This window comes from Mesorhizobium sp. G2-6-1 (assembly GCF_055809095.1).
The window spans coordinates 1,940,992-1,960,862 of sequence record NZ_CM147896.1 but is presented as its reverse complement, the minus strand read 5'-3'; the positions used below and the strand labels follow the sequence as shown (position 1 = coordinate 1,960,862).

At 56.3% G+C, this 19,871-nt stretch carries 22 protein-coding genes; 13 read left to right on the top strand and 9 right to left on the bottom strand.

The features are described 5' to 3' along the window. Positions 1 to 696 precede the first annotated feature (696 nt). From AC0L7S_RS09450 to AC0L7S_RS09435, 4 genes are all read left to right on the top strand, one after another. Positions 697 to 1,956, top strand: coding sequence for a hypothetical protein (locus AC0L7S_RS09450; protein ID WP_473474082.1), 1,260 nt, complete (start codon positions 697 to 699; stop codon positions 1,954 to 1,956). Between the two features lie 121 nt (positions 1,957 to 2,077). After that, entirely contained in the window at positions 2,078 to 3,517 is a 1,440-nt protein-coding gene (locus tag AC0L7S_RS09445) for a hypothetical protein (RefSeq protein ID WP_473474081.1), read from the top strand. Positions 3,518 to 3,889: 372 nt separating this feature from the next. Then, complete coding sequence (locus tag AC0L7S_RS09440) at positions 3,890 to 4,483, top strand: TetR/AcrR family transcriptional regulator (RefSeq protein ID WP_473474080.1); 594 nt, start codon at positions 3,890 to 3,892, stop codon at positions 4,481 to 4,483. 30 nt (positions 4,484 to 4,513) lie between these two features. After that, on the top strand, positions 4,514 to 4,762 hold the full coding sequence (locus tag AC0L7S_RS09435) for a hypothetical protein (protein WP_473474079.1): 249 nt from the start codon (positions 4,514 to 4,516) through the stop codon (positions 4,760 to 4,762). Positions 4,763 to 4,927: 165 nt separating this feature from the next. Here the strand turns inward: AC0L7S_RS09435 and AC0L7S_RS09430 are convergent, their stop codons facing one another. From AC0L7S_RS09430 to AC0L7S_RS09415, 4 genes are all read right to left on the bottom strand, one after another. Continuing rightward, positions 4,928 to 5,230, bottom strand: a complete 303-nt coding sequence (locus tag AC0L7S_RS09430; RefSeq protein ID WP_473474078.1) for a YciI family protein — start codon at positions 5,228 to 5,230, stop codon at positions 4,928 to 4,930. Positions 5,231 to 5,288: 58 nt separating this feature from the next. Beyond that, a complete protein-coding gene (locus AC0L7S_RS09425; RefSeq protein WP_473474077.1) occupies positions 5,289 to 6,959 on the bottom strand; it encodes a DHA2 family efflux MFS transporter permease subunit in 1,671 nt (556 codons plus the stop codon). Continuing rightward, a complete protein-coding gene (locus AC0L7S_RS09420; RefSeq protein ID WP_473474076.1) occupies positions 6,956 to 8,149 on the bottom strand; it encodes an HlyD family secretion protein in 1,194 nt (397 codons plus the stop codon). The genes AC0L7S_RS09425 and AC0L7S_RS09420 overlap by 4 nt, the downstream gene beginning before the upstream one ends. A gap of 102 nt (positions 8,150 to 8,251) precedes the next feature. After that, complete coding sequence (locus AC0L7S_RS09415; RefSeq protein ID WP_473474075.1) at positions 8,252 to 8,548, bottom strand: YjiS-like domain-containing protein; 297 nt, start codon at positions 8,546 to 8,548, stop codon at positions 8,252 to 8,254. Between the two features lie 138 nt (positions 8,549 to 8,686). Between AC0L7S_RS09415 and AC0L7S_RS09410 the strand changes: the two genes are divergently transcribed. From AC0L7S_RS09410 to AC0L7S_RS09400, 3 genes are all read left to right on the top strand, one after another. Next, positions 8,687 to 9,367 carry a CerR family C-terminal domain-containing protein gene (locus tag AC0L7S_RS09410; protein ID WP_473474074.1) on the top strand — a complete coding sequence of 227 codons (681 nt, stop codon included), beginning with the start codon at positions 8,687 to 8,689 and terminating at the stop codon, positions 9,365 to 9,367. Positions 9,368 to 9,553: 186 nt separating this feature from the next. After that, the gene (locus AC0L7S_RS09405; protein ID WP_473474245.1) at positions 9,554 to 9,766 is read left to right on the top strand and encodes a TetR/AcrR family transcriptional regulator C-terminal domain-containing protein; all 213 of its coding nucleotides are present in this window, start codon (positions 9,554 to 9,556) and stop codon (positions 9,764 to 9,766) included. Positions 9,767 to 9,802: 36 nt separating this feature from the next. Continuing rightward, a complete protein-coding gene (locus AC0L7S_RS09400) occupies positions 9,803 to 10,816 on the top strand; it encodes a DUF3179 domain-containing protein (protein ID WP_473474073.1) in 1,014 nt (337 codons plus the stop codon). Between the two features lie 2 nt (positions 10,817 to 10,818). Here AC0L7S_RS09400 and rpoH read toward each other — a convergent pair whose 3' ends face one another. Both rpoH and AC0L7S_RS09390 read right to left on the bottom strand, forming a co-directional pair. Continuing rightward, positions 10,819 to 11,730, bottom strand: a complete 912-nt coding sequence (gene rpoH / locus AC0L7S_RS09395) for an RNA polymerase sigma factor RpoH (protein ID WP_473474072.1) — start codon at positions 11,728 to 11,730, stop codon at positions 10,819 to 10,821. 187 nt (positions 11,731 to 11,917) lie between these two features. After that, positions 11,918 to 12,943, bottom strand: a complete 1,026-nt coding sequence (locus AC0L7S_RS09390; protein WP_473474071.1) for an RluA family pseudouridine synthase — start codon at positions 12,941 to 12,943, stop codon at positions 11,918 to 11,920. Between the two features lie 24 nt (positions 12,944 to 12,967). On the opposite strand from AC0L7S_RS09390, the gene AC0L7S_RS09385 reads away from it, so the two are divergent. From AC0L7S_RS09385 to glmM, 3 genes are all read left to right on the top strand, one after another. Next, positions 12,968 to 13,351: a fimbrial protein gene (locus AC0L7S_RS09385; protein ID WP_473474069.1), complete on the top strand. Its 384-nt coding sequence runs from the start codon at positions 12,968 to 12,970 to the stop codon at positions 13,349 to 13,351. Between the two features lie 205 nt (positions 13,352 to 13,556). Further along, a complete protein-coding gene (gene rsfS, locus AC0L7S_RS09380) occupies positions 13,557 to 13,934 on the top strand; it encodes a ribosome silencing factor (protein WP_473474244.1) in 378 nt (125 codons plus the stop codon). 283 nt (positions 13,935 to 14,217) lie between these two features. Beyond that, positions 14,218 to 15,570, top strand: a complete 1,353-nt coding sequence (glmM, locus tag AC0L7S_RS09375) for a phosphoglucosamine mutase (protein ID WP_473474068.1) — start codon at positions 14,218 to 14,220, stop codon at positions 15,568 to 15,570. A 100-nt stretch (positions 15,571 to 15,670) separates the two neighbouring features. On the opposite strand, the gene AC0L7S_RS09370 is transcribed toward glmM, so the two are convergent. Both AC0L7S_RS09370 and rpmB read right to left on the bottom strand, forming a co-directional pair. Continuing rightward, complete coding sequence (locus AC0L7S_RS09370) at positions 15,671 to 16,351, bottom strand: queuosine precursor transporter (protein ID WP_473474066.1); 681 nt, start codon at positions 16,349 to 16,351, stop codon at positions 15,671 to 15,673. A gap of 134 nt (positions 16,352 to 16,485) precedes the next feature. Further along, positions 16,486 to 16,791 (bottom strand): 50S ribosomal protein L28, encoded by a 306-nt coding sequence (gene rpmB / locus AC0L7S_RS09365; RefSeq protein WP_473474065.1) that lies wholly within the window; start codon positions 16,789 to 16,791, stop codon positions 16,486 to 16,488. A 251-nt stretch (positions 16,792 to 17,042) separates the two neighbouring features. Here rpmB and AC0L7S_RS09360 point away from each other — a divergent pair, with 251 nt between their 5' ends. From AC0L7S_RS09360 to AC0L7S_RS09350, 3 genes are read left to right on the top strand one after another with little or no spacing between them, the layout of a single operon-like run. Then, positions 17,043 to 17,828, top strand: a complete 786-nt coding sequence (locus AC0L7S_RS09360) for a DUF3108 domain-containing protein (protein WP_473474063.1) — start codon at positions 17,043 to 17,045, stop codon at positions 17,826 to 17,828. A 38-nt stretch (positions 17,829 to 17,866) separates the two neighbouring features. After that, complete coding sequence (yddG, locus tag AC0L7S_RS09355) at positions 17,867 to 18,760, top strand: aromatic amino acid exporter YddG (RefSeq protein ID WP_473474062.1); 894 nt, start codon at positions 17,867 to 17,869, stop codon at positions 18,758 to 18,760. After that, positions 18,757 to 19,428: a lysoplasmalogenase gene (locus AC0L7S_RS09350; RefSeq protein WP_473474061.1), complete on the top strand. Its 672-nt coding sequence runs from the start codon at positions 18,757 to 18,759 to the stop codon at positions 19,426 to 19,428. Before yddG ends, AC0L7S_RS09350 begins: the two co-directional genes overlap by 4 nt. On the opposite strand, the gene AC0L7S_RS09345 is transcribed toward AC0L7S_RS09350, so the two are convergent. Continuing rightward, positions 19,421 to 19,870, bottom strand: a complete 450-nt coding sequence (locus AC0L7S_RS09345) for a cupin domain-containing protein (RefSeq protein ID WP_473474060.1) — start codon at positions 19,868 to 19,870, stop codon at positions 19,421 to 19,423. The genes AC0L7S_RS09350 and AC0L7S_RS09345 overlap by 8 nt on opposite strands. Position 19,871 lies beyond the last annotated feature (1 nt).

The following is a 19,871-nucleotide window of genomic DNA, read 5'->3' as shown; positions in this document are numbered from 1 at the left end:
AATACCGAATAAGGACGCTTTTTCCCACATTCAGAGTAGATTAATCAAGTCTTTGCCCCTGAATCGCTGGATACTAGGGTGGGCCAGAACCATTACGAAAGACAGAATCTGCGTGGTTTGCGCGGTTTTTTTCTACAAGGTGTGGCTCAAAGTCAACATGTGACAATCAAGCGCGAGCGCCAAAAACCGCGCAAAACCGGGCGATAGCGCGTTTGGCGGCGATTCGGCCAATGTTTCGAGGCTCCGCCCTGTTAGCCGGCGAAAAAACGCGGCACGCCCATTTTTCATGACATTTGGCATCCGACTATAAAACAATGATTTGGCTTGAATGTTTGGGGTTTGCTGTGCGCGGACACTGTAAATCTTAACTTTAACAGAAAATTCACCTTGTCTATTGGCACAAAATTGACCATTGTGGCGAGGTTGAACCGATACGACCACGGGTTGAAATTGAGTGTGGGTGGTGCGTGAACCGGTTTGATGTGGCCGTATGCAGCACCATCTTGCGTCGGTCACCAGGGTTGAAAGCGTCAAGGGGTAGATCACGGACAGACAGCATTTTGACGCCGGCTAATCCGGCGACCCCACATCACAGCACTGGCGGAAACGTGTCGCGATAGCTGGCCATTTCGGGTGCGATTGAAATTTTATTTGATGCGCAAACATCGGTGTTTGTGCAAACAGGAAGTCTTTAACATGAAACTCAAGATTGCATTAGCGACTGCAACAGCATTGGGCCTTTGCATGGGAACCGCCTGGGCGGGCAGCAACAACACGCTCCACATCATTCAAAATGGAACAACCAACCAAGCGAATATAGATCAGGGCTATGGAGACGATAGCGATATCGGCACGTCCAATAATCCGGCGACGCAGACTGGCACAAGAAATCGACTAAACTTTCAGGTTACATCATGGGGCACGAATAATAACAATGATATCCGTAGCTCTTCTCAAAGCGGCACTGAGAACCTGTTCACGTCTGCTGCTGCTGGCAGTTCCAGCAACAACCGGATCAACAGCTTTAATCAGCACGGGACTGGAAATTCAGCCCGTATAAATTTTACGTCAGACAGTAATTCTACGGTAGATAGTGTCACTACGACAGGCGATCGCAACACTATTTCGATTTACCAAGGAGACAATGCCCACGTCAGCAACAACAATTATGTCGGGACCGTTAACATTACCGGTAGTCGAAATGGTGTAGCGGGCAGCTATCCCTACGCTCACGGCGATTCGACAGCAGCCGTATTTATCAAGCAATTGGGGGAAAACAATAAAGTTAGCCAATCAACCATTACGGGAAGCGACAACCACCAGTATCCTTCCCCTTGGATTCCAGGCGCATTCAATAGAGTGCATGAAATCATACAGAACGGCAATAATAACGGGCGCTCATCCTCTATCGCATCGACCTTGGGGTCCGACGGCAACTATATACGTGTTAATGAATTTGGAAACTGGAACAATTTCAATGTCCAGCAGGGACTTTCATCTCATTCGACCGGAAACTACGCGACTGTCGATCAGCAGGGTTCGCACAACACCGCCACGGCGACACAATTTGGCAGTGGCAACCAAGTAACCGTGAATCAGGTACTCGACGGCAACATGTCGACAACTAACTTCAACGGCAATGACAACGGTGTCGGCACACTAACTGGTATGGCGGGAAATCTCGCTGCTCTTCCTACGAACTCTCTGGTTCAGGGAACTGTGTTGCAGGATTCGACCGGGGCCTTGAATGGCAACACTCTGGCATACAACGTCTACGGATCACGCAACCTGTTTGCGGTCGCGCAGATCGGTGGGCACAACACCATCAATGGCGATGTCGGGACCGCCACGCACTATTCCAATGACAATCAGGTCGCTGTGTTACAAACTGGTAATTCCAATACCTCCAACTTTAGCCAGACAGGCGGCTCCAACAATCTTGCCGTCAGCCAGTAATCACTCACTCACCGGGCGGAGCAATCCGCCCGGTCATTTTCTCTCGTCCGCGCTCGCTTGCGGACGGGGTTTATCTTGCTCTGACACATTCTCGCATCGTTAAATTCCCAGGATTTTGTAAATGCTTCTGCGCCTCCATCTCGCGACCGTCTCCATCCTCGCGTTGATGATGGGTGCAGCCTGTGCCGACAGCAATTTCGCCAATGTCGAGCAGAACGGCGCGGACAATGACGGCGTCGTTGTTCAGGGGCCGGGACAATTCAACAAGCTGGGAGCGGAAGACGGCATCTCGCCCGGCGCGGCGCTGCAAAACGGCGACAACAACATCCTGACCATCACCCAGAGCGGTTCGCGCAACCAAGTCGGAACGTCCGGCCTCGGCTTCGACCAGAATGGCAAGCGCAACAGCGCAACGATCACCCAATCCGCCAACCGCAACAGCGTTGGCGAGGTGCAGCAGATCGACCAGACATGGTTCGGCTCGGCTGATCGCAACACGCTTGAAGTCACCCAAAGCGGCGGCGGCAATTCGCTCGGCAGTGTGCGGCAGACGCGCACGAATACGTTTCTTGCCAATTCAAAGGCGGGCAATAGCGCCACGATTACCCAGCAAAGCAACAATAATTCGCTCGATGAGCTGAAGCAGGAAGGTTTTCGCAACACAGTCGGGCTGACCCAGGCAGGAGGCAACGGCAATCATGTCGGCACGCTCAGCCAGACGGGTGCGACCAACCATGTCACGCTCACCTTCGATGGTGCGCGCAACGGCACTGAGGTTTTCGCGCCTGTGATGCTTGATGCTTCGGCGTTTGGCGGTCTCGTTGAGGCAAATGTCACGCAAACCGGGATCGGCAATTCGATCAGCAATTTCGGGGTGAGCGGCAATCGCAATGCCTTCGGCTTCAACCAGATCGGCTTGCTGAAAAATACCATTGATGGCGGCGTGACCGGCAATGGCAACCAGTTTGGCGTCTATCAGAATGGGAGCTTCAACAGCGCCCATATCGAGATTTCCGGCAACCGCAACGAGGTCGCCGTCAATCAGGATGGAACTATTGGCGGCTTGCACAATGACGCCTCGGCGATTGTCATAGGCAATGCCAACGGGGTCGGCATCCAGCAATTTGGCGCTTATAATGACGCTGATGTTACGGTCACCGGCAACCGCAACCTTCTGGCTGTCGGTCAAAATGGCATTCACAACGGCCTGGCGCTGAACATTTTCGGCAACAATAACAACAATCCGTTCCTGCCCGGCTTTACGGGCTTCACCGGCAAAGCGGCGACTGCGGCTTTAGCGGCTACGGCATTGGGGACGACCCTGACGCCGGGTTCCATCGTTCAGGACGGTTCGTTGAATACCATCGAGATGGATGTTGGAACGGCTGGACACAACGCCAATGGCAACCTCTTTGCCTTCCTGCAGCATGGCGATTTCAATGGGATCAACGGTTCGGTGGCGGGCAATGGCAACCAGGTGGTTGTCGTGCAAAACGGAAACGGCAATTTCACCAGCTTCAGCCAAACCGGTAATTTCAACGTGATCGGCGTCAATCAGTAGAGCGGCTTATTTCCCGCCAGTCATCATGGACATCGCAGTGTGAAAGCCCACCACTAAGTCCGGGAAAATTCGGTTAGCAGATTTCCCATCATCTGCGGCCACAGTTCGGTGAGATTTCACAACCGCACCTCGAATCCATCGGCGAATTTCAGTCAGTCCTGACACGCAGGCATATGTCGCTTTGACCGACATATCGACATCTGTTCATCAAGCGCGACATCGGAATTTTACCGAATTTCTCGTGAAGTCACCGCATATGGAACCCTGCATCTGCTCTTTGTTCAATCCCCAGCAACAACTCTTGCCATTGACAATTAGATACGCTACGTATCGTTTCTAATAAACCTGGTTTTCTTTACTGGAGGGTTTGCCGTGCCCCGAAAAGAACAAAACTCTCGAAGCCCCCGCACACGAACAGCTGCGGTAACGGATCTTGTTCGCGGCACGGCTTTGGTGCTGGCATATGAAGGCGGCGTCGCCCATGCCACGATCGAGCGGATCGCCAAGCGCAGCGGGATTGCCAAGACGACGATTTACCGCCGTTGGTCCAATGCCAGCGCCATCATCACGGATGCCTTTTTTGCGGAGACCGGCTCCTACATCGAGGTTCCGGATACTGGACCGGTCAAGGAAGTCTTCCGGGCCGCAACCCAAAGATTTTTCCGAGACCTGACTGCACCGCGACAAGCGTTGCTTGGCTACCTGCTAGCCGAAGCGCAGCGGGATCCGGAGTTTCGGCAGGCAATGTGGAAGAACTGGATCGAACCGCGCAGAACCAGTGCCTGGAAGGCAATCAACAGGGCAATCGAACGCGGCGAAATCAGAGACGACGCCGATCCGGAAATCCTCATCGATAACATCGCAGGCGGAATGTACTACCGGATGATGCTTCCCTTCGGCCTCATCGATGAAGCGTTTGTCGATCGTTTCATCGATCAGGTCTTCATGGGGCTTCTCCGTGAATGATAACACAAAAAGCCGACGGGTTTCACCGGGTTGAACAACGAGCGCTATATCAAGCTGCACAGAACCGGCACCGCCAGCCAACAATCGTTCGACCAGGCCCAGGCCTCGAAGGCGAAAGCCGATGCGGGCCTCGATCAGGCCAGAGCCGCGCTCACCCTCGCCCGACTCGATCTGGACAACACCATCGTCAGGTCGCCGCCATCTCCTATGACGAAGCCTTTATCGGCGTCGCCGTCGCACTACTCTCCGTGGCCCCCTTGGTCATCATCTCAAAAGTGATCATCAGCCGGTTGATAGCCGATGAGGAACAGCACACTACCCAATGCATGTCGCCCAAAAGTGTGCAGCGGTTTTTCAGACAACGACATGCACAAAAACAAAGGCTTGAAGCTCCTGCATGAATCCTTGTAGACGGGATGTGCTTTAGGGTCAGGACGCATCCGTTCAAGCCTCGAGAAAGCGTCTTGTTGCACTGTCGAGATCCTCACGAAAACGGGTCGGCTGAAACTGCTCGATTTCATATCGCGCAAGCGCAAGCTTGCGGAAGGGGTCCTCGTCAAGGATGCTTTCCAGTGCCTGCCTGTCGCAAACCGTTGCAAGTATGACGCCTCCGATACGCGGGTTCTTCGGGCCGGAAGCCAGAAAGCAGCCAGACCGAAAATGGCGATCCAGGAAGGTCACGTGCTCCGCGAGGTTCGCGTCGATCTCGGACAGCGGTGCGATGTATGTCAGTGAAACTACGAACATTATGCTTCTCCTTGGTTTGAAATTTTACGGGCGTTTGAAATCGGTGTGACGGAAGCCTTCAATGCGCCGCAACGTCTGTGTGCTCGGGCTTGGCCAGCATGAGGACGAGCGGCGTCGTAACCGCGAAACCGGTAGCCATAAGCAGGAAGATGTCGTTCCATGCCATGACGGCTGCCTGTTGCGTTATCTGGCGCGACAGGACGTGCAGTGCTGCTGCATGCGGCGCACCGTTGACGTCTGGAAAGGTCGACAGGTGCCTGGCAATGGTCGCAACGTAATGCGTGACCGTCTGGCGCGTGTCCGACAGGGTTTCAGCCAGACGCCAGTAATGATCGTGGAAGCGATCGTTCCATCCGGTATTGATCATCGCGAGCCCCACAGCGCCGCCCATGTTTCGGAACACATTGAAGAGACCGCTGCCGCCACTGACGAGATCGGTCGGCAAAGTGCCGAGCGCCACCGCTGTGATCGGCACGATGCACAGCACGAGCCCGGAACCCCGCACAACCTGCGGCCAGAAGAGGTCCCCGAATGCCACTTCCGTGTTCATCCGTGCGTTGAGCCACAAGCCAATAGCGACAACGACAAAGCCGACCGTAAGCACCTTGCGCGGGTCGAGCTTGCTGCTCAGGCGTCCGGCGAGCGGGGCGGTCATGAACATCGCAACGCCCGTAACGAACATCACATCGCCGACCTGTAGCGAATTGTAGTGGCGCACATGGGCAAGAACCTGCGGAAGAATATAACTCTGCCCATAGAGGCAGGTGCCAAGCACGAAAGTGAGGATGCAGCCGACTGCGAAATTGCGATTTCGAAAGGCTTTCAGTTCGAGCACCGGGTTTTCCGCCGTCAATTCGCGCCAAAAGAGAAGTACGCACGAGACAAGCGAAACCAGCGTGAATATAACGATTAGCCGATCATCAAACCAATCATTGCGCGGCCCTTCATCGAGAACGAATTCCAGAGAGCCTAGAAAACCGGCGATCAGGACAATTCCTGGAACATCGATCTTGCCGAGCAATGACGGCTCGGGACGGTCGATATCAACGATCATCGGAACAATCAGGGTCACGATCAGCCCCGGTATGATATTGATCAGAAACAGCCATTGCCACGAAAAATGCTCTGTGATGTAACCACCAAGCGAGGGACCGATCGCCGGAGCAATCGTCGCAGTCAGTCCGATGATGACCGTTCCGACCATCTGGCGTTTGGGCGGGAACAGCTTGTAGTTCGCGGCGAAGACCGTGGGGATCATCGCGCCGCCGATAAAACCCTGCAAGGCCCTGAAGCCAATCAGCGAACCAATGCTCCACGAGAAAGCGCAGCAGACGCTCATCAGCGTGAAACCAGCGGCCGACATGACGAATAGCCAGCGTGATGACATCACCCGCGCCAGCCAGCCCGACAGTGGAATCATCACGACTTCAGCAACGAGATATGCCGTCTGGACCCATGTCACTTCATCGATCGAGGCCGAAACGCCAGCCTGTATCTGCGGCAGGGAACTGGCGACGATCTGGATATCGAGAATCGCCATGAACATGCCGAGCACCATGAGGAAGAAACCCGGAGCGCCACCCTTGGGCGTGAAGTCTTCGCTTGCATCGCCAGAGAGTTTTCGCTGTTTTCCGGGTCGCTCAACTGCTTTATCTTCTTGTTTTTCCCCGTTTCCGGACGGGGAACCGGTTCCCGCTTCATCTGGAAACGTTTGAGGATGCGCGGTCATTTCTCCACGTCCTTCGTATCGATGCTGACGACGACCGATGTGCCTGAGCGCAATACAAGCGCGCCTTCGGACAGACGATCGAAGCGGATTTTTACCGGCACACGCTGGACAATCTTGGTGAAATTACCCGTCGCGTTCTCGGCCGGCAGGATGGAGAATTGCGATCCCGACGCCGGTGCGAGGCTCTCGATATGTGCAGCCATGCTCTTTCCGCCAAACATATCCAGCGACACTTTGGCTCTCATGCCCGTGCGGAAATTCTGGATCTGCGTCTCCTTGAAGTTTGCGACGACATATTCGTCGCGGATCGGCACGAGGCTCATCAGCCGGGTGCCGGGGCCCACATAGTCGCCTGTCTGTACGCCGCGATTGCCGACAATGCCGCCACGCGGCGCACGGATCACGCAATGTTCGATGTCGATCAAGGCCAGACGCCGGGCAGCCGTCGCGCTTTCGAGGTCGGCCGTCCTGCGCAGACGCTCGCTGTCAAGCACGGCGAGTTGCTTGCGGCTGCTGTCGAGGGCCGCCCTTGCCTTATCGACGGTCGCGCTGGCGGCATGGTAAGCCATCCTGGCCTGGTCCATGCGGCTCTCGGTCACTGTTCCCTTGTCGAGAAGCTTGCCGGTGCGTCGGTAGTCTGCCGTCGCGAAAGACAGCTTCGCCTGTGCAGCAGCAAGATCCGCACCGGACGCCTCGATACGGCTATCCTGGAGCGCGCGTAGCGCCTTGATATTGTCGAGTGAAGCCTTGGCCGCGTCGATCTTCGCCTGGGCTGCGTCAAGTGCGGCACGGTAGCGGCGGTCATCGAGGCGCAGAAGCACAAAACCCTTCGCGACGTGCTGGTTGTCGATGACGGGAATGGAACTGACAGTGCCGGCCACCTCTGCCGAAAGGCTGACGATATCGGATTTCACATAGGCGTCGTCCGTGGTCTCGACGAAGCGCGCAGTCGCCCACCAATGGTGTCCGTAAAAGCCGGCTGAAGTCAGAAGCGTAAGGCCTGCCAGAGCAATGACTGCTTTCTTGCGCCGGTGTTTCGGTGTGGGCGTGTTGTTGCCATTCGCGAGGGTCGCAGCCGCATCGGCGCTCCCGGTGTTTTCGAACACCGAGGGCTGCGTTTCAGCAATGTTTGGCAATTGGGCAGGTTCAGATGGCGAGGTAAATTCGCCGTACGTCACGTGCGTGTTCATGTCGTGTCTCCGAAGGATTCGTTCAGCTCCGGCCCCGGCCAGCCCTTAAAGAGCTACGAAGACGCACTCAGAAGGACTGTGGCAGGTGCGCAGATGCTTCCATCATTGGCCATGCCGGCCGGAATTGCTCTGCGAGCCTGATGCACGAAGGGCTAGGAAAGTCGTCCGGTCCTTGTGGAAAGCAAGGTAGCGAGCGTCCATGATATCTGTCCGGGTAAGTCCGATATCGTCGAGATGTTCGTTGCTCAAGGACTCAAGATGGCGCAGATCGCTAAGGCTAAAAATGCCGCGCACAATCGTGCGCATTTTTTTCACGATACCGGATAGACGGAAGGTGTCTTGAAACCCGGCCTCTGCCATATGGCCCGGTCGGCGCGCGGATTCATCGATTGTGCTCATTTTCATCTCCAATCATCTGCACAATGGTTCGGTAAGCCTCATGCCGGTTGCGTCTTGAGCAGAGGCATGGACATCACCTGCAGAAATGTCTATCATATGATAGATGTTTGTCAATCGATATACTTTCAGGAGTTGCAATTGAAGAAACCAGTAGCCCGACGTCATCCTGAGAAAGGCGGGTACGCCCGAGGAGAGGAAGCAAGGACACGCATTATTGAGGCGGCGCTGGACATTTTTGGGTCCAGTGGGTTCGACGGAGCGTCGACACGCGCAATCGCCGAGGCCGCCGGGGTCAAATTGCCAGCGCTGCAATATTATTTTGGCAGCAAGGACGGAGTTTATTTGGCCTGCGCCAAATTTGTTGCCGAACATCTGGAACAAGGCATCGGACCAGCACTTTCCGAAATCAGGGCATTGCTCGCCAAGGGTGCCGAACCCGGTGAAGCAATGGAAGCGCTCGTGAGGCTCCTCACGGGCTTGGCGGATACCTTGCTGGGAGAAAGTCGGCCAGAAAGTTGGGTGATGTTTGTGCTGCACGAACAGGCACACCCGACCGAGGCCTTCGATATTATTTTCGATCAAGCCATAGGCCCCATCACGCACATTTCTACAGAACTCGTCGCCGCGGCACTCGATCGATCGAGTGAAGACGTCGATGTCCGGCTAATGGCGTTCGTGCTCATCGGGCAGGTATTGGCATTCAGAACGCTGAACGCGGCAGCCTTGAGGACTGTGGGATGGAATGATTTTGCCGGTGACCGGCTTGATCATATCAAGGCAGCAATTCGAATCCAGGTCCGGTCGGCTCTAAGCCGGTAAGCTTATCGAGCCGACAGGAACGCCGAACATGGGCGACGTCACAACTGCTGCTCTACGAATGCTTGTGTGAGGAGCCTTGCGCTTCCAGTCCATCCCTACAGAGAAACGACGTGGCATTCATGCCGAGCGGCCACAAAAGCCTTTTACAAACAGGGACCGGGCCGGACGACGGCCCGGCTGGCATAAATTCTTGAGGCTGCCAAGAAACGAGGGGAAATTCGGACGGGTGACAGCTTGCAGTTAGCTGGGCATTTTGTGGGTATGATCCACGACAATCTCCATCTGCAGATCGTTTTGGGGCTGCGCCCGCCGCCGTCGGATGAGGAAGCACACAAAGCCGTCGGCTCTGCTGTCGAGATCATTCTGGACGGTGTTCAACCACACCACAACCAGACTTGATTGGCTTGCAGGCACGCGTGATGCGACAATGCGCTGATGAGATTCAAATTTGCGAATATCATTTTCTCTTTCGCGCTTGTGTGGGCTGGGCAGGCTATCGCCGAACCATCCCAGTGGAAGGCGGCTGGCTGGGAAACCGATTTTTCGAGAACCGAGATCGACCTTGGCGAGATCGTTTCGGGAGGTCCGGCACGCGATGGCATTCCGTCGATTGATGCGCCGGTTTTCGAAAAGGCAGGCGAGATCGAGAACCTTGGGCCAAACGAACCGGTGATCCGCCTCGAAGTCGGCGGCGTCGTGCGCGCATACCCGCTAAGGGTGCTGACCTGGCATGAAATCGTCAACGATACGCTGGCCAACCAACCTGTCGTCGTAACCTATTGCCCACTCTGCAATTCATCGATTGCTTTCCAAAGAAAGCTCGCGGACGGCACGGTCACAACCTTCGGCGTCAGCGGCCTGCTCAGAAACTCCGACATGGTCATGTATGACCGCGCCACTCAAAGCTGGTGGCAGCAGTTCACGGGTCTGGCAATTGTCGGGAAGCTGGCCGGACAGAAACTCAGGATGATCCCTTCGCGTATCCAGGGGTTCGCGGAATTCGCGCGCGAAAACCCGGAAGCTGACGTGCTTGTCCCGACCAATGCGTCGATGCGCCCCTACGGCCGCAATCCTTATGTCGGCTATGACAGCCGCGAGGCACCGTACCCCTTGTATACCGGGGCTTTGCCCGTTGAACTCCCGCCGATGATGCGCGTTGTGATCGTGCGCGAGGCAGATCGTCTCGCCGCAGTCACGCTCCCGCATCTGAAAAGCGCCGGCACCATCGAAATCGACGGCATCCGGCTGTCATGGCGCAAGGGTGTCAGCTCGGCACTCGATGACGCTTCCATCGCCGATAGCACCGATATCGGTTCGGTCACGGCCGAAAGAATCTCGGACGGTTCGGCAATCGTACACGACACGACATTTGCCTTCGTCGTCCTGGCATTTCACCCGGATCTGACTGTTTTGACAGACAGCGGGCCGATCAAACTGACCGGCCGCTAGATCTAACCCGCAGGCTGAGCATCAATCGTGCGCAACGATTGAGCCTGACGTTTGGCTGCCGCTTTCACGGCATCCTGAACTTTCTCGAACGCCCGCACCTCGATCTGGCGCACACGTTCGCGCGAAATATCAAACTCGCCCGACAACTCTTCCAGGGTCAGCGGATCTTCGGACAGGCGACGCGCCTCGAAAATGCGGCGTTCGCGTTCGTTGAGAACAGTCAAAGCGCCCGACAGCATCCCGCGCCGGTTTTCCAGCTCATCCTGCTCGATCAGCATCTGCTCCTGGCTTTCGTGGTCATCAACCAGCCAGTCCTGCCATTCGCCGCCCTCGCCTTCACTTGCCCGGATCGGTGCATTAAGCGAAGCATCGCCTGAAAGACGGCGGTTCATCGAAACCACTTCCGCCTCGGAAACATTGAGCCGCGTAGCAATTTCGGTGATCTGATCGGGCTTGAGGTCGCCATCGTCCAGCGCCTGAATCTTGCCCTTGACCTTTCTCAGGTTGAAGAACAAACGCTTCTGATTGGCCGTGGTGCCCATCTTCACGAGGCTCCACGAACGCAGGACATATTCCTGGATCGAAGCCTTGATCCACCACATCGCATAGGTGGCGAGACGAAAGCCCCGTTCCGGTTCGAATTTCTTGACTGCCTGCATCAGGCCGACATTGCCTTCCGAGATCACTTCGCCGATCGGCAGGCCGTAGCCGCGATAGCCCATGGCAATCTTGGCAACGAGCCGAAGATGGCTGGTGACAAGCTTATGTGCGGCAGTAGTGTCCTCATGCTCATGATAGCGCTTGGCAAGCATGTACTCTTCCTGCGGCTGAAGCATGGGAAAACGGCGGATTTCTTCCAGATAGCGGCTAAGGCCGCCTTCGCCGGAAACGATACTGGGTAATGACTGGGCCATGAAGCGCCCTCCCTCTCTTGGAGTGATGCCCCCTAAACGCGGCGGGCATGTGACGCGGATGCCAAAAGCGCACATCCGCAACACCTATATATACAGGAACAAAACCAGAAAAGACAGCATTTGTTCAATGCGAAACAAACTGTCACGCTAAAGTGAACAATACCAGTCAGGTTTTTTCATGAACGGTTCAAACTTTGTGAAAGTCTCGGACAAGCTCATCCATATCCTCCGGCATCGGTGCCTCGAACCGCATCATTAAATGGGTCGTCGGGTGACGGAATTCAAGCAGGCGCGCATGCAAGGCCTGACGCGGGAAAGCGAGTACTTTCGTCTTGAGCCCCTCGGGCAGCCGGTTGGCCTTTGTTCGAAAGGCCTGGGCGTAATCAGGGTCACCGACAACCGGATGTCCTATATGGGCCATATGCACGCGAATCTGATGCGTGCGCCCGGTTTCCAACCGGCATTCGATCAGGCTTGCCGTAGCAAATTCCTGTTGGCCCTCACCGTAGCGTTCCTCGATTCTATAGTGCGTCACCGCGTGGCGCGCATCATCGCGCCCTGCCGGCACCACAGCCCGGCGTATGCGATCAGCAGCACGGCCAAGAGCAGCATTAACGGTCCCGCTCGAATGCGGGGGAATGCCCCAGACTAGCGCCACATAGGCGCGCTGCAAATCGCCTGAGCGCCCATGGTCTGCGAACGCTTCCGATAGTGCTTTATGGGCACGATCAGTCTTTGCCACGACCATCACGCCGCTGGTTGCCTTGTCGAGACGATGGACAATGCCCGGACGGCGCACACCGCCGATCCCCGACAGGCTAGCACCGCAATGGTGGATCAGCGCATTGACCAGAGTGCCGGTCCAGTTGCCGGCTCCCGGATGGACGACCAGCCCGGCAGGTTTGTTGATGACAATGAGTTCATCGTCCTCGTGAAGGATAGCGAGCGCGATGTCCTCGCCCTCGGGTTCGGCTGGCACGGGTTCAGGCATCAATACCGATACATTTTCGCCAGCTGCCAATTTGCGCTTGGCCTGCTCGACAACGCTGCCGCCAATTGTCACCGCACCTTGGCGTATCAGCATCTGGACACGGCTGCGCGACATATCCGGGCCAAGTTTACCCGCCAGCCATTGATCGAGACGTTGACCAATCGCATCGGTTTCTGCTTCCAGCACTATCAATCCGTCGGCCTCTTCGCTATGAGCGCTCATCTAAGAAACTGTCCCGGATATGCCATGACCCGACCCCATGCCGACGAAGAGGAAGAAAAGCCGCTCGACCCATCGGTTGAGAATGTGCGCCGCAAGCTTGTCCGCTTCATGGGCATCAATCTTGGCCTGTTGTTTCTCGTCCTTATGGTGGTGATTGTAGCCCTTGTCTACAAATCGATGGGTTCAAAACCCGCAAATCCACCTCTTGCAGGTGATATACAGCTCCCCGCAGGACAATTGATGAGCGGCGAGATCGTGTTGCCCGTCGGGGCAAAAATCATATCGCAATCGCTTTCCGGAAATCGCATTTCCATAGATGCCGAGCTTACTGACGGCGCGCGCACGATCTTTGTCTATGACATCGCGGACAAACGCCTCGTCAGTCAATTCGCGATCCGAACCAAGTAGCTTCCGCAAGGAAATAGCCTGCTTCGGATGCGGCTTGAATGGCGATACTGCCGCATTTCAACACGGCTTTACGTCGATCATGTCTTGAAACTGCAATGGAACTCTGCCTATCTAAGCAGTGTCACTCGCTTTTAAGAGTGATTTGGTTGTTCTTAATGCGAAAGGAAAGACACTGAGAACAGCATTGCGGAAGAAGGCCGACATCGTGCCTTCACCGGCCGGGATCAGCGGAAACGATACCGTGTCTCGCGCCATCAAAACAGTCCTTGCCAGTCTCGATGACTCCAAGGCTGAAAATATTGTCTCCATCGACATTCAGGGAAAATCGAGCTTGGGCGACTACATGGTCGTTGCCTCGGGCCGGTCGCACCGTCATGTCTCGGCCGTCGCCGATCATCTCCTGAAAGCGCTCAAGGCTGCCGGTCTTGGCACTGCGCGCGTTGAAGGGCTGGCTGGCGCCGATTGGGTTCTGATCGATTCCGGTGACATCATCGTTCATGTCTTCCGGCCTGAAGTCCGCGATTTCTACAACCTCGAAAAGATGTGGCAAGCGCCGGATCTCGAGGAAGGGACGTTGCACTAACTGCAATTCCAGGAAGGGCGACAACGTCTTTCCACCAGGGATTGCATTGCGGCAAAAGACGGGTTCGCTTCTGCCTGCCAGAGGCGTGAGCTGTTTTTTGACATATGGTTGAGGCACGCAAACACGCGTTTCTTGGCTAATGTGCGACTAATACTGGCAATTGCTCCACCAAAAGAACGATTTCCTAAGGATTCGTGACCATAAATAACACAATGTGATAGTCGAACTTGCGGCTGTTATGGCATTAGATGCAGCTTTCGAGTCAGCAAGGACATTGAGTAGTATGGCGGGACGTTATTTTGGCACCGATGGCATTCGGGGGCGCGCCAACAAGTTTCCAATGACGGCGGAAATCGCCATGCGGGTTGGCATGGCGGCTGGTTTGTCGTTCCATAGAGGCAATCATCGCCACCGCGTTGTGCTTGGCAAGGATACGCGCCTTTCCGGCTATATGATCGAGAATGCGCTTGTCGCCGGCCTTTGCGCTGCTGGCATGGATGTATTTCTTCTCGGACCTATTCCCACACCGGCAGTTGCCATGCTGGTGCGTTCATTGCGCGCCGACATCGGCGTCATGATATCGGCATCCCACAATCCCTACCACGACAACGGCATCAAGCTTTTCGGGCCCGATGGCTACAAACTGTCCGACGATCTGGAAAGCCGTATCGAATCCATGCTTGATGACGGCATCGACATGGCGCTTGCCGATTCCGACGCGATGGGCCGAGCCAAGCGCGTTGATGGTGTGCATGACCGCTATATCGAATTCGCCAAACGCACATTGCCACGCTCCATGTCGCTATCGGGCCTCAGAATTGTCGTCGATTGCGCCAATGGCGCAGCCTACAAGGTTGCCCCGGCAGCACTTTGGGAACTCGGTGCCGAAGTCGTAGCGATCAACGACGACCCGAACGGCTACAATATCAACAAGGAATGCGGATCGACCCATCCGGTCGGTCTGCAAAAGAAGGTGCACGAAGTCCGCGCCGACATCGGCATTGCGCTCGATGGCGATGCCGACCGTGTCGTCATCGTCGACGAGAATGGCTCGATCGTCGATGGCGACCAGATCATGGCGCTGATTGCCGAGTCATGGCACCAGAACGGGCGCTTGGCCGGTGGTGGCGTTGTTTCGACCGTCATGTCCAATCTCGGGCTGGAGCGCTTTCTCGAAGGGCTGAAACTGCAATTGCACCGCACCAAGGTTGGCGACCGCTATGTCGTCGAGCATATGCGGGCCAATGGGCTGAATGTCGGCGGCGAGCAGTCCGGCCATATCGTGCTTTCCGATTTTTCGACCACGGGCGACGGCCTGGTTTCGGCGCTACAGGTTCTGGCCTGCATCAAACGCCAGAACAAACCCGTCAGTGAATTGACCCGGAAATTCGAACCCGTACCGCAATTGCTCAAGAATGTTCGCATCTCGGGCGGCGCACCTCTTGAGGATATGCAGGTCAAGGCAGCAATCGACGACGCGCGCGACCGTCTCGGCAAATCCGGGCGGCTGGTCATCAGGCCATCGGGCACCGAACCGCTTATCCGCGTCATGGCCGAGGGCGACGACCCCTCGCTGGTCAAAACCGTGGTGGACGATCTCGTCTCGGTGATTTCGGAAACCCGCAACGCCGCCTGATTGTCGTTGCGCTTTACATCAAAAGCTGCGCCGCTTTAGGCGCGGTTCCACCCCATCGGGCGTTGCGATGCTACCGAGGTGACCCCATTGGATCACCTGTTCAGGCTGTTATCGCCGCTTGGCTCCAGCGCGCTGCAATCAGCCTGTAGGGGATCAAAGCCACCACCGCGATGGCGAGCTTCACCGAAAGATCGCCCAGCGCCCATGAAACCCAGCGCATGACATCGACGGAAACGACACCCATAAGCGGCGCGTTCTCCAGCGCGAAAGCATCATTGGGGCCGATGAAGGCGAAAGCTGCCGAAAAGGCAATGGTGAAAAAAACCAGCGTGTCGAATACCGAACCGGCCAAAGTTCCGAGGATCGGCGCACGCCACCAACTCTGACGCCGCAACCGGTTAAACACGGTAACGTCAAGCAGTTGGGCGCTCAGGAAGGCGGCACCGGACGCACAGGCGATGCGCGCAAGCCGACTGGCAGGCGCGCCAAACTCGATCAGGCCGAGCCGCAACAGCAAGGGCGGCACGATGATTGAGCAAATCACAGCCGTCATGAAGCCAACGAAGACTATACGCCGCGCCACTGCCGGGCCGTAACGGCGATTGGCAAGATCGGTGACAAGAAATGACAGGGGGTAGGTAAATGCACCCCAAGTCAGGATATCGGCAAGCGACAAACCTGCGACAGTGCCCTGCATGGGGAACTGAACGAGAATGTTCGACGCCACAACGATAAGCGCCATGGCGGCCACAAAGGGCAAATAACGAGTCAGAAAAGACATTTTTTTATCCTGGGTTATGGAACCAGAGGTGCGTCATGCCAAACTCGCATGACGCTCTGCATGGTGGGCATCGGCTTTAGGTGAAAATTGCGGTGCAACTTTCCAGCCAGATGCCCAGGCGGTCGTCCCCCGCCTTAAACGGTTTCCGCTGCCGGCTGCTCGGCAATCTTCTTGGCGATCTGCTTCTTCAAAAGGCGCGCACGCTGCGAAAGTGTATCGGCCTTGGCTTTGCTCAGGAACGCATCAAGGCCGCCACGGTGCTCGACCGAACGAAGCGCGTTCGCGGAAATCCGCAGACGCACATTCTGGTTCAGCGTCTCCGAAATCAGCGTCACATTGACAAGGTTGGGCAAAAAGCGCCGCCGGGTCCTGTTGTTGGCGTGGCTCACATTATTACCAGTCAGGACGGCTTTGCCGGTCAGTTCGCAAGCGCGGGACATGAATCTTACCTTCAGTTCTTTATCAGGCCAGTCTTCTGGTCCGCGCCAGATAGCGCGGTCACGAGCAGACGGCCTCATGGAAAAGTTGGCGTTCCATAGTGTCATTTAGCTGATGCGTCAAGCACAAGCTTCCAGCGGCGAACCCCAACAGCTTCATATAAACGCCGGAATTAGTCCTATATGGACATGCCAAGGGACATGCAATGCCGGAGTAGGCCATCCGTGACCAAAACAGCAGAATCGATCCAAAAATGCCGCATGCCTTTCGCGCTGGCCTCGCCGCACTTGTTATAGCCATGCCCGGTGTAGCCACAGCGGCAAGTCCGAACGCTTTTCGAGGCGAATACACAGTCTCGTTTCTCGGTCTCTCGCTTGCAAGAGCCACATTTGAAAGCCGTTATGAAGGAGGCACTTATTCGATCAATGGCAGCGTCGCCAGCGCCGGCCTTGCCAAGCTATTCGACGATACGCAGGGCACGGTCACGGCTTCAGGGCATTTTTCAGGCCAACAATTGAAACCACGCATTTTTCGCGCCGATTATACGTCTGGCAAGAAAGCTTCGCTTGTCGATATTCGTTTTGCCAACGGTAAGGTAACCTCGACAAAGGTGGTGCCACCTCCGAAAAAACGCGGAAAGGACTGGGTGGCGCTTGATGCGATGGATTTGCGTGGTGCGACAGATCCCATCGCGGCAACCGTCATTCAGGCGGCTAGCATCGGCGAGGTCTGCGGGCGCACCGTAAAAATGTATGACGGCGAGATGCGCGCCGATCTGGTGCTCAGCTATGTCTCGAAAGGTTCGATTTCAGTCAAGGGATACAAGGGCCCGACCATTACCTGCCGCATGGGTTTCAAACCGGTGTCCGGCTATCGCCAGGGCAGACGTGCATTGGAGTTTCTGAAAAAACGCAGCCGTATCATGGTGACGTTTGCACCGCTTGGCCAAACCGGCGTATATGCGCCCATTCGCGCGACTGTCGGAACGGAAATCGGCACCATCACCGTTCGCGCCCGGCGCTTTGAAGCAGCAAACTAGAATGGTTCAGGCGTCATGGCGCGCCTGTGGGAGAGGGAATGGCGCGCGCGACACTGATTGGCTTTACCGCGGTCGCCATGTGGGCCTTGCTGGCGTTGTTCACTGACGCCTCGGGGGCTGTGCCGCCGTTCCTGCTTTCTGCGATTGCCTTTACGATCGCTACACTCGTGGGTCTTGTGGCGCGCCTTTTCATGCCCAGGGCCGATAAACACGAAAAAGTCCCGCCACAGGTTTGGCTTTTTGGCATCGCTGGCCTGTTCGGCTATCATTTCTTCTACTTCACGGCGCTGCGCAATGCACCGGCGGTTGAAGCCAGCCTGATTGCTTATCTTTGGCCGCTTTTGATTGTGCTGGGTTCCGCGCTCATGCCTGGAGAAAAGCTGGCATGGAACCATGTCGCGGGCGCACTGCTCGGCCTTGGCGGCACGTTCCTGATTGTCACGAAAGGCAACACGCTCGCATTTGAAGCCCGCTACGCTTTCGGCTACATGATGGCCGCTATCTGCGCCATTCTCTGGTCCTCATATTCGCTGTTGTCCCGGCGCTTTCCCTCGGTGCCAACCAGCATCGTAACGTGGTTTTGCGCGGCAACGGCGCTTCTTTCTCTCGGGTGTCATCTGGCTCTGGAAGAAACGGTGTTGCCGGCCAATGCGGGACAATGGCTTGCCGTGCTTGGCCTCGGTCTGATGCCGGTTGGTGCCGCCTTCTACGCATGGGACATCGGCGTCAAACGCGGCAATATTCAAGTGCTGGGTGCAGCCAGCTATGCCGCACCGCTGCTGTCCACGCTGGTGTTGATTGGAACCGGTTTTGCCCAACCGAGCTGGCGCATATTGGCAGCATGCGTCCTGATAACCGGCGGCGCGGTGTTGGCCGCAAAATCACTCTTATTCGCGAAACGCCCTGCGCCGGTAAATGAGGCGAGCCAATGATGCCATTTACCGGCGGCGTTGATGCAACGCCTAACGCCACGCTGATTTTCTCGATTGTCGCCGCTATCGTTTACGGCTTCAGTCTGGAATTACCATCATCGCTTCGCCGTACCGCGCTGAAATTGCTCCCGGTGCTGCTGCTTGCCCTGCTGAGTCTCATCCAGGGCGGGCCGCTTTTTCTGGTTGCCGCTTTGGCGTTGAGTGCCACCGGCGACGCCTTCCTGTCACGTCAGGGGGAACGTGCCTTCCTTGGCGGCCTCGGCTGCTTCCTCGTCGCACATCTCCTTTATATCGCACTATTTGCACGATCTGACAGCGGTGTGGAATATCTCGCCTCAACCCCGCTTTTGTGGGGAATAGCTCTGGCAATGGTCGCCAGCGCGGTCGGCTTTCTGGTGAGCCTTCGTCACCGCCTCGCGTCACACATGAAGATGCCTGTGACGGCCTATATCCTGGTGATCCTCGCTACCGGAATAGCCGCACTGACGACAGGCGTCCCAATGGTGATTGGCGGCGTCATATTGTTCATGGCGTCCGACGGTCTGCTGGCCGCAGAAAAATTTATTATGCCATCGGAAGCACCGCGTCGCGTCTTGGCGCGCTATGGCGTCTGGGTGCTCTATTATGCCGGGCAGCTTGCCATCACATTGGGTGTGCTGCTCAGCTAGAATATTTCGCTTTCGCTTTTCCTGTGTCGGGTTCCCATTCAGGCGCTGCCAACTCGAACTGGGCAAAGTCGAAACCGGGTGCAACGGTGCATCCAACCAGCGTCCACGCCCCGGTGGAGGTTGCACTTTGCCACCAACCGGCAGACACGACGATTTGCGGCCGCTCGCCTGAGAGGAGATCCGTGCCAAGTCGTTGCTCGGTTCTCTTCCCTCCGTCCTGATAGATGGACAGCAGCAGCGGCGCTCCGGCATAAAAGTGCCAGACCTCGGCAGCATCCTTGACACGATGCCAGGCCGACTTCTGGCCTTGCTCGAGCAGAAAGTAGATCGCGGTCGAACAGCCGCGCCCACCATCCGGCGCATCACGAAAAGTCTCAGCGTACCAGCCACCTTCCGGATGGGGCTGCATACCAAGCGCCGTGATGATTTCCGCCGAATTCATC

Excerpts from the sequence above, each read along its gene's own strand:
- rpmB (WP_473474065.1), bottom strand. The coding sequence starts at position 16,791 with ATGTCCCGCGCTTGCGAACTGACCGGCAAAGCCGTCCTGACTGGTAAT.
- rpoH (WP_473474072.1), bottom strand. The coding sequence starts at position 11,730 with ATGGCCCAGTCATTACCCAGTATCGTTTCCGGCGAAGGCGGCCTTAGC.
- AC0L7S_RS09450 (WP_473474082.1), top strand. The coding sequence starts at position 697 with ATGAAACTCAAGATTGCATTAGCGACTGCAACAGCATTGGGCCTTTGC.
- AC0L7S_RS09385 (WP_473474069.1), top strand. The coding sequence starts at position 12,968 with ATGACCCGACCCCATGCCGACGAAGAGGAAGAAAAGCCGCTCGACCCA.
- AC0L7S_RS09345 (WP_473474060.1), bottom strand. The coding sequence starts at position 19,870 with ATGAATTCGGCGGAAATCATCACGGCGCTTGGTATGCAGCCCCATCCG.
- AC0L7S_RS09360 (WP_473474063.1), top strand. The coding sequence starts at position 17,043 with ATGCCGCATGCCTTTCGCGCTGGCCTCGCCGCACTTGTTATAGCCATG.
- yddG (WP_473474062.1), top strand. The coding sequence starts at position 17,867 with ATGGCGCGCGCGACACTGATTGGCTTTACCGCGGTCGCCATGTGGGCC.
- glmM (WP_473474068.1), top strand. The coding sequence starts at position 14,218 with ATGGCGGGACGTTATTTTGGCACCGATGGCATTCGGGGGCGCGCCAAC.
- AC0L7S_RS09445 (WP_473474081.1), top strand. The coding sequence starts at position 2,078 with ATGCTTCTGCGCCTCCATCTCGCGACCGTCTCCATCCTCGCGTTGATG.
- AC0L7S_RS09390 (WP_473474071.1), bottom strand. The coding sequence starts at position 12,943 with ATGAGCGCTCATAGCGAAGAGGCCGACGGATTGATAGTGCTGGAAGCA.
- AC0L7S_RS09420 (WP_473474076.1), bottom strand. The coding sequence starts at position 8,149 with ATGAACACGCACGTGACGTACGGCGAATTTACCTCGCCATCTGAACCT.
- AC0L7S_RS09370 (WP_473474066.1), bottom strand. The coding sequence starts at position 16,351 with ATGTCTTTTCTGACTCGTTATTTGCCCTTTGTGGCCGCCATGGCGCTT.
- AC0L7S_RS09400 (WP_473474073.1), top strand. The coding sequence starts at position 9,803 with ATGAGATTCAAATTTGCGAATATCATTTTCTCTTTCGCGCTTGTGTGG.
- AC0L7S_RS09425 (WP_473474077.1), bottom strand. The coding sequence starts at position 6,959 with ATGACCGCGCATCCTCAAACGTTTCCAGATGAAGCGGGAACCGGTTCC.
- AC0L7S_RS09415 (WP_473474075.1), bottom strand. The coding sequence starts at position 8,548 with ATGAGCACAATCGATGAATCCGCGCGCCGACCGGGCCATATGGCAGAG.
- AC0L7S_RS09430 (WP_473474078.1), bottom strand. The coding sequence starts at position 5,230 with ATGTTCGTAGTTTCACTGACATACATCGCACCGCTGTCCGAGATCGAC.
- AC0L7S_RS09350 (WP_473474061.1), top strand. The coding sequence starts at position 18,757 with ATGATGCCATTTACCGGCGGCGTTGATGCAACGCCTAACGCCACGCTG.